The 14,118-nt window shown below is 43.4% G+C and carries 11 protein-coding genes; 6 read left to right on the forward strand and 5 right to left on the reverse strand.

All coding sequences use genetic code 11. The annotated features are described in order from the left end of the window. Positions 1-352 precede the first annotated feature (352 nt). Positions 353-934, forward strand: a complete 582-nt coding sequence (locus BCU07_RS04505) for a TfoX/Sxy family DNA transformation protein (protein WP_017060401.1) — start codon at positions 353-355, stop codon at positions 932-934. Positions 935-1,095: 161 nt separating this feature from the next. On the opposite strand, the gene BCU07_RS04510 is transcribed toward BCU07_RS04505, so the two are convergent. The 3 genes from BCU07_RS04510 to BCU07_RS04520 form a co-directional block, all read right to left on the reverse strand. Then, positions 1,096-1,638, reverse strand: coding sequence for a hypothetical protein (locus tag BCU07_RS04510; RefSeq protein WP_017065409.1), 543 nt, complete (start codon positions 1,636-1,638; stop codon positions 1,096-1,098). A gap of 286 nt (positions 1,639-1,924) precedes the next feature. Next, complete coding sequence (locus tag BCU07_RS04515) at positions 1,925-2,422, reverse strand: response regulator (protein ID WP_017065410.1); 498 nt, start codon at positions 2,420-2,422, stop codon at positions 1,925-1,927. Continuing rightward, a complete protein-coding gene (locus BCU07_RS04520; protein ID WP_017060404.1) occupies positions 2,415-4,358 on the reverse strand; it encodes an ATP-binding protein in 1,944 nt (647 codons plus the stop codon). The genes BCU07_RS04515 and BCU07_RS04520 overlap by 8 nt, the downstream gene beginning before the upstream one ends. Before the next feature lie 183 nt (positions 4,359-4,541). Here BCU07_RS04520 and BCU07_RS04525 point away from each other — a divergent pair, with 183 nt between their 5' ends. From BCU07_RS04525 to BCU07_RS04540, 4 genes are all read left to right on the forward strand, one after another. Next, positions 4,542-5,804 (forward strand): DUF945 family protein, encoded by a 1,263-nt coding sequence (locus BCU07_RS04525; protein WP_017066064.1) that lies wholly within the window; start codon positions 4,542-4,544, stop codon positions 5,802-5,804. A 163-nt stretch (positions 5,805-5,967) separates the two neighbouring features. Next, on the forward strand, positions 5,968-7,062 hold the full coding sequence (gene serC / locus BCU07_RS04530; RefSeq protein ID WP_017065411.1) for a 3-phosphoserine/phosphohydroxythreonine transaminase: 1,095 nt from the start codon (positions 5,968-5,970) through the stop codon (positions 7,060-7,062). A gap of 351 nt (positions 7,063-7,413) precedes the next feature. Next, positions 7,414-8,562 carry an extracellular solute-binding protein gene (locus BCU07_RS04535; protein WP_372055821.1) on the forward strand — a complete coding sequence of 383 codons (1,149 nt, stop codon included), beginning with the start codon at positions 7,414-7,416 and terminating at the stop codon, positions 8,560-8,562. A 20-nt stretch (positions 8,563-8,582) separates the two neighbouring features. Further along, complete coding sequence (locus tag BCU07_RS04540) at positions 8,583-10,472, forward strand: GGDEF domain-containing protein (RefSeq protein ID WP_102428576.1); 1,890 nt, start codon at positions 8,583-8,585, stop codon at positions 10,470-10,472. A 211-nt stretch (positions 10,473-10,683) separates the two neighbouring features. Here BCU07_RS04540 and BCU07_RS04545 read toward each other — a convergent pair whose 3' ends face one another. Beyond that, complete coding sequence (locus tag BCU07_RS04545) at positions 10,684-11,400, reverse strand: 3'-5' exonuclease (RefSeq protein ID WP_017060409.1); 717 nt, start codon at positions 11,398-11,400, stop codon at positions 10,684-10,686. Positions 11,401-11,405: 5 nt separating this feature from the next. After that, a complete protein-coding gene (locus tag BCU07_RS04550) occupies positions 11,406-13,295 on the reverse strand; it encodes a DUF294 nucleotidyltransferase-like domain-containing protein (RefSeq protein ID WP_048609207.1) in 1,890 nt (629 codons plus the stop codon). 150 nt (positions 13,296-13,445) lie between these two features. On the opposite strand from BCU07_RS04550, the gene BCU07_RS04555 reads away from it, so the two are divergent. Further along, positions 13,446-14,087 (forward strand): outer membrane beta-barrel protein, encoded by a 642-nt coding sequence (locus tag BCU07_RS04555; RefSeq protein ID WP_052878179.1) that lies wholly within the window; start codon positions 13,446-13,448, stop codon positions 14,085-14,087. Positions 14,088-14,118 lie beyond the last annotated feature (31 nt).

Genomic DNA, 14,118 nt, shown 5'->3' on the forward strand with positions numbered 1-14,118 from the left:
AGTAAAAACAGGTCTGTCCTGCCATTTTACAAGCCACGATGCTGCGAGGCAATACTCACCCGTCTACATAACCTTTAATAATTTGAACCGGTGTATCACTAGGTGTCCAAATTCAAGCATGGTTTGATAGTTTACTGTGAAGTCAATCATGAAAAACCGGAATACTCAATTGATTGATGTGAACTAAGTCCAGACTTATTTTTCTTTTCGAAGTATCATTTATTTAAAGGTGGAAAACGAAACCATAATATTCACCTATAGAATAAAAAAATAGATTTAAAATTTTTCGCATAACAAGCTGCTTGTCTGGTGATCAACCTAATCGGGGTAATTTGATTAAGGATCAACGGATATGACCGAGACAGCATTTATTAATTACGTGAATCAATTTGGTGAGCATCAAAAACGTTCTATGTTCGGAGGTATTGGCCTCTTTCAAAATGACGCTATGTTCGCTTTATTGAGTGAAGGTTGTTTATTCATTAGAGGTGGAAAATCATTAGATAAAAAACTGACCGATCTTGATTGTGAAAAGTATCGTCATGTAAAGAAGCAGACAACAGCAACCGTAAACTATTACGACATTACGGATCTGTTTACCTGTGAACATCCTGAATTGGATAGTATTATTCGTACTTCAATCGATAATTCAATTCAGCAGCGTAGCTTCAAGAAGTCATCAGCTAGCCGTAGATTAAGAGATCTACCAAACATGCAGCTTACGTTAGAGCGCATGGTTAAAAAGGCGGGTGTGGATGATGTTTCAATGTTTATGCAGTTGGGCGCACCTGAAGTGTTTAATAAGGTTCGCGAAGCGTACGGAAACGATGTTGACCTAAAACTACTTTGGAAATTTGCGGGTGCAATTGATGGTATTCACTGGAAACTATTACAAGAGCCACGCAAGCAGCAATTACTAAAGAGCTGCCACTAAAGAAGTTTACCTTATATGCTTAAGATTACTGTTAATAAATAAAAACCGAGGAATGTCCTCGGTTTTTTTGTTTCTGTCTTAGCCGGATTTCTTAAAAGACTAAGTATCAAAAGGCTAAGTGCTCATAGAGAGCTTATTTGCTAGGGCTTGAGCTTTAAGTATTAGTACTTGAAGCGAGCAGTGAACATAAGTTGGTCACCGTAGAAGTCGTTAATACGAGCTTCAGCACCTAAAGAGAAAAGCTCTGTAGAGTGGAAACGCGCGTAAACAGAACCTGTCCAATCATCGTTGTCATCGATAGAAACGTAACCACCTTTACCACCAACTTCTAGTTGTGGACCAAGCCATTGGCGAACACCAATGTTGATTTCCATACCGATATCAGTAGAGCTTGAGTTCTCAGGTTGAACGATACGAGCTAGCATTTCACCTGTTAGGTCTGCCCAGTTGTTTAATGGAGCGTGGAAACCAAGACCTACAGCTGAGTCGTAATCGCTTTCAAATTCTGAATCGATACGTGCTATAGCGTGAGCGTTCGGGTGAATGGACTTACTGAACGCACCACCAAATGTTACTGGGCTAGCACCGATACGTGCTTCAAAGTAATCATAGTTAAAGTTGCTCATTACCTGTGGTTGTTCATCAACAGCTAGTGCTTGACCAGAAGCCAATAGCATAGCGGTAGTAAGTAGAATTTTGCGCATAACGACCGTAAACCTATATTAGTGTTAATTCCTTTGGTTTGAGACAAATCGGCAAACCATAAACATTGAGACAGTTTAATCTAACTCACGGAAAAGTAATCCTTTAAAATGTAAAACCTTACTCATTTAGTTAAAAAACAAGCAAATTAAGGATCAGTATGTAACGGAGATCTCATGTTTAGGGCGAATGAGAAAAATAGACGAGCGAATTATCCAAAATTTGTATACATTCGGAAGGTTTTTATATCGGATGACGCTATTCTCAGTATCCATTAACCAATCAGTGCTATTCACCAAAACTGGTGCGTTTATCCGCCATTGAAGTCAGTATGCGCTCGGTATCTAAGATGGAAGTCCAGTTTAGCAATTGCTTGTCGTTGGCAATGACATAGTCAGTCAATTGTTGAGTAATCGTGTCTCTCAGTTGGTCGCCTTGCCAAGGTTTTGAAATATAGAAATCAAGTGCTGCGTTGTTAATGGCTGTGACGGTATCTTCTAGCCCAGCTTGCCCGGTGAGCAACAGCTTACGCGTTGGTTTAGTAGCGTCGTGTTGGTTGAGTTCGATCAGAAAATCAATGCCGGTTTCTTCTGGCATGATGTGGTCGCATAAGATTAACGCGAGCTTAATACCATCTTGTCCCATTTCTTTGATTACTTGCTTGGCTTCATCGACCGACTCTGCACCTTCAACCAGAAAGTTCTCTTCAAATATCGCCAAGTCCTGAAGGACACTATTGAGAACTTCAGGTTCATCATCGACACATAAAATTAGGTACTTATTCATGAGGTGCTCCTTCTTGTTTGAATGGAAGCCACACTTGCATGTTTGTATGGCTGCCTACCTCTGACTCCACCAAAATAAACCCTTGATGAGCCGAAACGATTTGTTGAGAAATGGATAACCCAATCCCTAAACCAAAGTTGCCTTCTTTTTTAGTCGTGAAATTTGGGTTGAAAATGGTGTTGATGTCTTCTTTGGCAATGCCGTGGCCAGTATCGGAGATTTGCACCACAAGAAACGCGTCGTCGCCTTTTGTCTGTTGAGAAGTGGTGATGGTCACTTTTCCTCGTTCAGATAGGGCATCGAGCGCATTGGAGATAAGGTTGGTCCACACTTGTTGCAGCGAGAGCGACTGGCACAATAAAGGCGGTAAGTCGGTATCGTAATGCTTTTCGAGTTGGTGGTGTTTAAGCCTGTTTTCGAAGATCACTAAGGTATCTTCAAGCCCTTCGTGGATATCTGTGTAGTGGCGAACTTCTTCATCTTCTCTAGCATAGCTTTTTAAGCTTTTGACCATATCGGCAATACGCTTGCTGCACACTTGAATTGAGCGGATAGAGTTTCCAACATAATGGTAATGCTCTAAGTCATTGAGCAGCTCTTTGCCTGCGACAGGGGACGCCTTTAATGTGTTTAGAACCGTAGAGTCTTGGCTTAGGTTTAGTCTCACGGCTTTTTTTGCTAAAGCACGGTCATTAATCGTCGACGTAAGATGCTTTACGAGCTGTCTTTCTTGGGCTGTTGATAGTGGCTTAGCTAACTTTGAATGTGCCAGTACGTCAGTCCCTTTATTGGACTCTGGAACGGATAGGTTTGCCAATATTTGGTCGAGATGGTCTGACAGAGTTTCGATGCTTCTTAATATGGCAGCAATCGGGTTATTCAGCTCATGTGCGACTCCCGCGACTAGCTGCCCGAGCATCGCCATTTTCTCTTTCTCGATCAGTTGTTGATGTGCAGACTCTAATGATTCTAGTGTCTGCTGCAGTTTGATCTTATTGGTGATGCTGCGTTGCAAACGTCGATTAAAATGACGGAGCAATAGATTGGTAAATAAAGGCAGCAGGGTATTGTTTGAATGCATCACCTGAGCAAAGCTATCTTTATCCAGTTTGATAACGCGAGTCTGCGTTAGGGTGATCGCCGTAGAAAACGAAGGCTCGCCTGTTACAAATGACATCCCGCCAACAATGTTCCCTTTGGAGTGACGTACCACTTCCCGCTGTTGCCCAAGTTCATCTTTCTTATAAAGAGCTGCTTCACCCTCAATGATCAGCCATAAAAAGCGATTGTCTTCGCCTTCCACAGTGAGTAGATGCTCGGGGGAATAGTCACGAATGGCCTTAGTTTTGTCATCTTTTGAAAACACATCTTGTAAGGCACTGACGACACGTTCTGCAAGGGCATTATCAGAAAGCTGGTGGTAGTCGTGAATGAAACCCGATTGGAAAGAGTGAATCTTTTGCTCAATGTGCGCTCTGAGTAAGCGTTGTTGATCCAATGCATCGCTGTAAGAGAGCAGGTTTTCTGAGTCGTATTGGATAACAAAAGAGGTCAGCTCTTTTTGCGCTGATTTGAACAGAACCTGATCTTGAACCGGTTTGGTTAAACAGTGGTTGAGCCTACCTTCATTCACAGCGGTTAAAATGGATTGAATGTCTGACGAAGCGCTGACTAATATCGTTCTTGCGGTATTACTATGGGGCAGCTGTTGAAGTTCAATCAGGAATTGCACGCCATTAAATTCAGAATGATGATGAGTGATCACCAAAGCAACGGTTTGGTTGTGATCATGAATATCTTCTAATGCGTGATGTGCGTCTTCTATGTTCTCGGCAGTATAAATATCGAATACAGAAGCCAACGGAGCCAGCTCCGAACGTATTCTTTCAATGCTAACCGGATTATTGTCCAAACAGATAACAGCGTATTGATTCACAGCTCAACCTTAATAGTAGCGACGTCTTTAGCCTAGCAAGAACCGCCGAATAAGGATGAGAGCTAGCCGTTAATTTATTGAGGCAATCGAAGTATCGAGCAATAGACTGATTTAACTCAATGTTTCTTGTTTGCTACTGATGGGTTAGACTAAAAAAAATAGACACGTGTAGAAAGAGAACTCATGGAACAGTTAAGAAAAATTGGTGCTATTGGCGGAGCAATCTCACTGGCACTTTGTTGGCCGCTAGCGGTTGGGCAAATTGGACAAAATGCGATTACCGATGGCGTTGCAAAGCTTAACAATTCAAGCATTCAAGCTGAGATCGTGGAATACGATAGAGGTTACTTGTCTTCCAACGTAACCACTCGTTTAACTGTGATGGATGAAAACCTGAAAGAGCAACTTGCGATTGATGGGTTGCCGAGTGAGTTTGTCATAAATAGTGCGGTTAGCCATGGTTTGGTGAGTCTAAATGCACTGTCGACGTTTGAGAATACCGATATTCTGCCTTTAACTCTGACCACTAGTACTGAGCTAAACGGCAACACTGACTTTAACTTTGAGTTAAGCCAGTTCAATCACCAAGGTTCTGATGAGAATGGGACTTCGGTCTCGATCACTAAATCGAATCTTTCTGGCCATGCGACTGTTTTAGGCCAAGTTGATTACGAGCTTTCAATCCCTTCAGTTCAAATTGATTTTGAAACCGGTGAAGAGGTAACGCTGTCTAATCTGAAAGGTGTGGGTTCAGGCCAACAAGCGAAAGGCTACTGGTTAGGTACTCAGAATTTTACTATCGATAGCTTCTTGGTTTCAGATTCTGCAATGCAGCCTTTCATGACCATTGAAAATTCTAAGTACGATTTTGAATCACATCTAGATGAAGCAACTAAGCGTCTGCGCAGCAACCTCAAGCTGGATATCGCAAACATCGAGACCAGTGAAGGCCAGTTGAACAACCTAAACGTCGATTTTGAAATGTCGAAGTTGGATAGCGAGTCGTTTGAGAAAATCTTTGAGATTTACCAATCTAATCCTGTGATGACGCAAGAAGACGTTGCAGAGATCATTCCATTTATCGATATCCTGTTTGCTAAAGGTTTCGACCTTTCAATGAACAACATGTCGTTAGAGTTAGGTAAGGGACAGTTCGAATCTAAGTGGTTGGTGAGCGTGCCGGAAGGGACCGAAAACATCAGCAGCAACCCTTCGATGATCATGCCTGCATTAACGGGCAACGTTCACTCTAGCTTCTCAAATGAACTTGTTGAAGAGTATCCATTCATCCGTGAAGGTATCGATGAATTGCTTGTGATGGAAATGATCAAGGAAACAGACAGTGGTTATGAAATCAGCGCTGACTTAGAAAATGGAAACCTAGTGTTCGAAAATGGACAAGAAATTCCATTAATCGCTCTACTTATGCCGGTTTTTGTTCAATAAACAGAGCAGGCGTGAATACTGATAGGGTGATTTAGCAGGTTAAGCTTAAACATTTTATACGGTACAAAACAAAAGAGGTCTTAAGACCTCTTTTGTTGTTTTTATGTTGGGTAAAACATGGTATTACTTGCATAGTTATTATTTAGCAGGAGCAATCATCCCCATGGAACTTACATTAGATAACGTATTCAACTTCAGTGCTGGCCCAGCTGCACTGCCTAAACCGGTAATGAAACAAGCGCAAGCGGACTTTATTGATTGGAATGGTTTAGGGACTTCCGTGATGGAAATCAGCCATCGCAGCAAGGAATTTATTCAAGTTGCTGACGAGTCCGAACAGGACCTACGTGATCTTCTGAACATCCCAGACAACTACAAAGTTCTTTTCTGTCAGGGGGGCGCTCGTGCTCAATTCGCTGCTGTTCCTCTAAACCTTTTAGGTGATGCGACGAAAGCGACTTACATTGATGCGGGTTACTGGGCAGAAAGTGCAGTGACTGAAGCGAGCAAATATTGCGAAATCGATGTATTCAACGCGAAGACGTCAATTGATGGTAAAGCAGCGGTTGTTCCAGCTAAAGATTGGAAAATTGACCCGGAAGCTGCGTATGTACATTTCTGTCCGAATGAAACCATCGATGGTATTGAAATCAGCGAGCTTCCTCAAACGGATAAGCCAATCGTAGCGGATATGTCATCTAACATTCTGTCTCGTAAGATTGATGTGTCTCAGTACGGTGTTATCTACGCGGGCGCGCAAAAGAATATCGGCCCTGCGGGTATCTGCATTGCAATCGTACGTGATGATCTACTCGAACTCGCAAACGACGTGTTGCCGAGTATTCTGAACTACAAAGTACTTGCTGAAAAAGACTCAATGTTCAACACACCACCAACGTACGCTTGGTACCTATCAGGCCTTGTGTTCAAGTGGCTGAAAGCTCAAGGTGGCGTTGAAGCGATGGAGCTGGTGAACAAAGAGAAAGCAGCGCTGCTTTACGATGCAATCGATAGCTCAGCTTTCTACAAAAACGATGTTCACACTGCAAACCGTTCTAGAATGAACGTGCCGTTCCAACTGGCGAAACCTGAGTTAGATGGCAAGTTCCTAGAATTGGCTGATGCTGCAGGTCTGAAATCACTGAAAGGGCATAGAGCAGTAGGTGGAATGAGAGCTTCACTTTACAACGCAATGTCTCTGGAAGGCGTTCAAGCGCTGGTTAGCTTCATGAAAGATTTCGAAGAGAAATACGCTTAATCGATGATAGGGCTTTGACTGATAAATTGCTTATTTGATTTTTATTGTGTCGAATGCACCGAACGAGACAGATGCCGCTTTTGCGGCATTTTTTTTGTCGTTAATAATAAAGGGTATGGTATGTTGATTTATTGTAAGAACAGTCATTCAGAGATATGACGGATGTATCAGAATGAGCAGACCTTTCTCTTAAAGCGAGAGTATCAACTGTTATTTAGGCACTTTTTACTATATAACGTGTCGCCCAAAGCTAGGTCTCTAATCATGAGCAGTGAGCGATAAGCCGCATCGCCCGGTTTATTGATGGGCGATTAAAATCCAACGTCTAATTTTTACCACAAGGAACCAAGTGTGAGGTTATTGAGTCTATTTGCGATGCTATTTCCGGCCGTTGCTTGTTCATCCACACTTGAAATATGGGCTGGTATTAATTATGAAACGGCCGATTATGTAAAAGAACATATCGAAGCGATGACTGATCATCGTGTAGAAATTCGTTCGTTTGACGTCAACAGTATTCGTTCTGAACTGCTTGTTGCTGATCCTAGAGACAATACCTTTCCCGACGCCATCTGGGTTCCTTCTGACTTCTTAGGTCTAACTGAATATATCGATTTAGCGACGCTTCCTGATGCTTGGGTCGATACCCAACGCTATGAGAAAAAAGCGCTCGATGCAGTGGTCATCAACGGTGAGCTTAAGGCGTTACCGGTTGGTATTGGAAACCAAGTCGTTCTGTATTCGAGCAAGCCTCAAGCGCAAGTCGTGACATGGGAGAGCCTAATTGAACGCTCTGCTCAGTCCGATCAAGTGAGCGTGCTTTTTCCCAATCCAAACATGTACTTCTATCTAGCTTTCTATCAGCTTTTTTCTGAAGACTTATTATCGTCGAAGAATGTTAATGGTGAAGGGTTAGTTGCTATCTTTGATTTCATCGACATGTTGCAGCAGAAAAAAGTCATCGAATCATCGTGCAGCGATATTTGCGCGAGGCAGAGGTTCATCAATGGGGAAGTCGAGTTTTTGATTGACGGTGATTGGGCGTTCAGCGAACTCGATGCCGCCTTTGGTCGAGATTTGTACATCAATTCGTTGCCGACCTATCGGGGTGAAAGTATGTCTTCATTTAGTGGCGCAAAGGTTTTTGCTGTCACGGAAAAAGGCATGCAAAACCCAGATAAGAAATTGGCTTTGAAAGAAGTCGTTCAATACCTGCAATCAAACAGTTTCACCTCTTTAGCTCACTCGAGTGCCATGGTTTCGCCGTTTTATGAGGTTAATCAACGCCGTGTTGAGGAAGGTAACCAGACACTTTCAAATATGTACGATGAGTTTCAAGCATCGCAAATGATGTCGAGTGACTACAAGATGGCGATCGTTTGGGAGGCATCGGCTCGGGCGTATCAGCGTTACAAGTCAGGGATGCCAAAGAGTGAACTGCATAAATTTTACAATGATTTTGTTCAATATTACTCGGCGAATATGAGGGTAAGAGATTGAAGCTATCATTAAAATACACCATGGGCTTGGTGTTGCTGGCTTGCTCAATGCTTCCTGTTTACCTAGCGGGACAGTTGATTCTCAATAAACAAAACCAAAGTTCTTTAGAGCAAAAAGAAACCAAGCTGGACAACTCTACGACCGGTATTCGTCAAACCGTACAAGAGCAAATTAAGCTGACGGCGAGCCTAACTCAATGGTATTCGCATGACCGATCATTGATTAAAGCGGGTGGTAATATCTTTTTCTCGAGTGTTGTTTGGGACAAGATGGATAGCTTCAATGCGCTAGCGGAGAGTGTGTCCGCGACTTATATTCTGGACCAAAACTGGAAGCCCATTTATGACAGCAAAGGCAGCTTGTACCATTTTGAGCAGAGCCAGTTATTAGAAAGCTTGAAGCGTCCTCAATCGGTTTATGGGCAAGGGAAATTGTTCCACACCGAGTTTACCGAAACTGAAGTGGCGGATAATGCCGCTGCAGGTATCGCTTTTGTCGCGCCGATTTTACCTTATCGTTTGATAGAAGGTTCTACATACACGCCGCAGGGTTATCTTGTGGTTCTTATGGGGTATGACAGACTTAAGACTAAAGTGACGCCTTTCCTTTATCAAAATGAGTCGGTTGAGTTTAACTATATTGATTCAACGGATGCTCAATCTTCTGAACAAAGTGCGAACATTATCTCTATCGAAAGCACATTCTTTACCGACAAATTGGTACTGAACGTCAAACATCATATTTCCGACAGTGAGCGTTTATTAGAGATGCAACAAGCTCAGGTGGTCTTTGTCAGAATATTGGTGGCGACGCTTGCCATCTCGATTGTGTTTGCTCTGTTCCTAAGCCGCTGGTTCTCAGGGCAGTTAAACTTGTTGGCTGAATCTGTTACGTCGTATTCGCATAACCAGTCACCGACTCATAGTGTGGATGAACATCGTTTTACAGAGTTCGTCACGCTGAGTCGTTTATTGGAAACCTTGTGGGGTCGCATACAATATCAAGTCCGTGAGCTTACCGAAAGTAACGATAAACTCGAAAGATTTAATGTTCAGCTAGAGGACTTAGTCGAAGAGAAAACCAGCAAGTTAACTAATTCGCTCGCGCGTGAAGAATCCCAGAAGCATCGTATTTTGAAGATCGTTCAGTTTGCATCATCAAGACACGCGGCTGAATATCGGTTGATTCCTCAAATGGTCGATCAAGAGTTAAAGACATTACTTGTTCAACATTCGATTCAGTTTCATTTTAACCGGACTGGCGAGGCTGACCTGATACTCTGTGACTCACAGGGGGCGGCGATCGGGTATTTTTGTTCAAGTTCATTTGATGCCCTCAGTGAAGAAGATCTTCTGATTTTTGACATGTACCAAAAACAGTTAGCTGGTTGGCTAGAGCTCGAAAATATTACACGGATTAACATGCCGACTGGCTGTTTGAATCGTAAAGCTTTTAATGAAGATCTCGAATTCAGTAAACGCAGCATTAACGACAATCAAAATCAGATTTCTTTGATCATTATTGATATCAATGGCTTGAAAACGACCAATGATGTTCATGGGCATGAGATCGGGGATGAGCTGATACAGCGCTGCGTAGACGTAATCAGCCACGAATTGACACCTGCCAGTAATCTATACCGTTTGGGTGGAGATGAATTTGCGGTGCTTACCTTAACGTCTGGTGAGTCGAGTTCGCTCAATGTCGCAAAGATGACTGAGCAGTTGTACATTGCTCAGGAGCAACAGGCAATCGAGACTAAAGCGGGTATCTCTATTCCTGTCAGATTCTCGATTGGTGCAGCCTCTAGTAATTCAACAGACGTTGAGCAATTGTTCTCAGTCGCTGATGAGAATATGTATCAGCAAAAGCGTCTTTATTACCAAACGTTGTCTGTGGTTGGGAAGTAATAATGCCAATCACGCTGACAAATAGCGATCACGATTTTCGACGTCCATTAGAGCGGAACTGCTGCGGTGTGACGTTATAATATGTTTAAACGCTTATGGGAAATGCGCTTAGTCGGGCCAACCGTTGCTTAAACACAGACGATAAAAATGAAAAAGCCCACCAATGGAAAGTTGATGGGCTTTGTGTTTGTATTTAGCTTACGTAACTCAGCTAGAGCCAGAAACTCTTCAGAGGCATCTCAGAGTCAAAGTGATGAGCAATTTGCGCTTGGAGTAGCTCAGCGGTCGCAATAGCATCAGTTAATGCATGATGTGGCGTGTAGTCGGGTAGGTGGTATCGACGACGACTCTGACCCAGTCTCACTGAAGCCGGCTTCTTACCTTTTAGCTTATTCCACAAGCCGCCAGCCAGTTTATTTTGGATCTGAGATTCAATCTCCAGCGTGTCGAGGACTGGGAACTCAATGCCTTCACCTAACCTCACTTTTAATGCGTTATCTAAGAAGTCACGTTCGATACGACGATAGTGAACCACTGGGATATGTCCCGCCATTGATTCTAAGATCTCTCCCAACACTTCGCTAAGGTCTGGCGCATCAATGATGTCATTGTGAGTGATGCCATGAATCACGACAGACTCTTCTTCCAACTTCTGTTTGGGTCTCAGCGTCCAGTGTTTGGCTTGTCGTAAGTAGATACGATTGAGCGTAAATGGCACTAAACCAATGGTAATGATGCCGTCTTTGTTTGGGTTTAACCCCGTCGTTTCAAAGTCGACAGCCAAGAACATCACTTCTGAAAGTGGCGTATCAGGCGCAGGAAGAGGCTGGCTATAAAAGTGCTTTAAGCGCTCGTCTCTCGCTCGTTCTAGCTTCTGAGCAAACTTAAATGGCCAATCGACCGCAGGTGATCTGAATAGTTTGTTCATAGGCCCTACTTAAACTTGTTGCTGGCTTGATAACGGAACTTAAGGAAGTTTTGCGCATTACTTAATATTTGGAATGCATCCTTTAGGTTACGTCGTTCGAAGTCAGACAGGTTCTCTGGCTCGATGTTGTTATCAGGCTCGATGTTGTTGTCGACATCGTGTGCTTGGTGACGAATACGAACCAGAGAGATAAACTCCATCGCATCTTTCAAATCTTGAGCTCGGCCTTTTGGCAGAATACCAGCGTCGATAATGTCATCTAAGCGTTCGAACGAGTTCTTAGAGCGAGACGCTACCGCGAGCGAGTGAACACGAATCAAATCGGCCAGTGGCGCAGTACCACGACGCTTAAGGTTGATAGAGTTGTTGTGACGGCCATCTTTCTCCATCACGAAATCTTTGAAGAAACCGAGCGGCGGTGTACGGTTGAGTGCGTTACGTGCAAGACACGCCAAGAAGCGATTGTTCTTACGTGCGCGTCGAACAATAAAGCTGTTCAATTGCTCGGCCCATTTTAGACGACCATAAACGCCATCTAAGTCAAAGAAGATTGAAGCATTCAACAGGGCTTTCGGGTTTGGATCATCAATCCAATCGGCAAAGCACTCTTCCCATTGGCGACGAGTCATACGCCACGTTGGGTTAGTTGCCATGATGTCACCAGTACAGTACACATAGCCACATTGGTCTAAGCCATCACAAATGAAGGTCGATAGCTCTTCAAAGTACTTACCGTGCTTTTTCTCGTCGTAGGTATCATCAAGAATGATTGCGTTATCTTGGTCTGTAACCAGCAACTGCTCATCACGCCCCATAGAGCCGAGTGCGAGGAAACAGTAAGGAATAGGCGCCTTGCCCAATTTCTCTTCACCCAGTTCGATAATTCGCTGCTTAAAGCTACGACCAATTACCGACATTGCAGTACCCACCATGTGGGCGTTGGCATCTTCGTTAACTAAGCGCACAAAGCTGTCTTTCACTTGCTCGGAAAGCACCTTTAGATCTTCAATGCTTTGTTGTTGGAAGATGCTGCTTACCAATAACAGCGAGTTTTGAGATTCGTAACGAACAATATCGGTCGCTTCGATAATACCAATCGGCTTCTTATCTTTGAGTACTGGTAAATGATGCACGTTATAGCGAAGCATGGTCATCATAGCTTCGTATACGTAAGCATTATGGTCGAGTGAGATAACCTCTGGTGTCATTACGCTGGATACTTCATCCGATGGATCGAGACCTTCGGCGAGGACTCGCGTACACAAATCTCGGTCGGTGATGATGCCAATCACGGGTGTTGAGTCATCTTCATCATCTTCAACGATATCTGGGTCGATGATCAGCAAAGAGGAAACATTATCTTGTGCCATCATGGTCGCAGCTTGCTGAATCGTGCGCGTTTTTTCGATCATTGGCGCTTCGCTGGTCAGTAGCGTTTTAACCTTGGATGTTGTTAGGTCGTTAGCGTCGTTGCTGTCTGAGTTGGCTTGGCGCAGTCGTGCGTTATCTTCTACTTCTACGAAATCGGCAAAAGAGTCGTAGTTGTCGTAGAGCTCTTGGAAGATAGGCTCAGGAATACAGTAGAGTAGGGTGTCTTCAGTCGCTTTAACTGGGAAACGCACCTTGTTGTTGGTCAGTAGGCCCATTTGACCGAACAGGTGACCTTCATCCAGGCGGTTATAGAGTTCGCCTTTACGACGGTAGACTTCGACTTCGCCACTTCGAACGATGTATAAGTCATGAATTTGATCACCAAAGTGAATGATAGGGGTATCTTGGCGGTAATAAGAAATTTCCACGCTACTGGTCACTTTCGCCAACATCTCCTCAGGGAGTTCTGTGAAAGGGGGGTATTGTGCCAGAAAGTTTTGAATCTCTAATAACTCAGCATCCATAATGATCATCCATTGGTTTGTATGATTTCATGGTACAACATTTGATAATATTTTGCCGTCACAAATCAATCTGTGAGCTAAAACCTTTTTAAAGTCTTATGGATAGACTAACCTTTCAATTAATGGAGTGACAGTTTAAGGATGATAGGAATGTCGAAGTGGAAGCTTAGTTTTGTATCTGCGGTTTTTATGTTTTCTCCAAGTTTGTGGGCGGACACTAACGCGGTGGATATTTTGGATTACGACCATATTTATGCCACGGCGCATTCGGGCAGTTTAAATGAAGATGCAGGCAGTAATAACAATGCCTCGTCGTATGGATTAGGCGTCAGTTACGCGATGACGGATGATTGGTTGTTGCTGGGAGACTACAGCGCACGCTTTATTCACCCTGATGACACCACAACTCGAATTGATACGCTGATGCCAGGTGTTGGTTACCGTTACAGCATTAAGAAAGATTTAGATATAGTGGCTTACTACCTGCTTGGTATCACTAAGGGTAAGGTTGAAAATAATGACACCAACCAAACTGAATCTTCAGACACTGAGTTCATCCAAGGGGTAAAAGCTGAGCTTAACTATGGCTTTGCGAAACGTTGGATTGCCAATGGCAGTGTGCAAGTGAACCGAAGTGACCTGTTTGATGAAGAGATCTATCACTTAGGTTTACGTTATCTAGTGACCAACAAGTTTGCGATTGGTGGGTCATACCAACATCGAGATGGTGAAGGTAAAATTCGTAGCGAACGAACCAATGAGTTGGGTGTAGAGTTTTTCTTAGAGTATTAACTTACAAAGTATCTAAACCTGAAAGTCGAGA

The sequence above is a fragment of the Vibrio sp. 10N.261.54.E10 genome, assembly GCF_002877735.2.
Lineage (GTDB): Bacteria > Pseudomonadota > Gammaproteobacteria > Enterobacterales > Vibrionaceae > Vibrio > Vibrio crassostreae_C.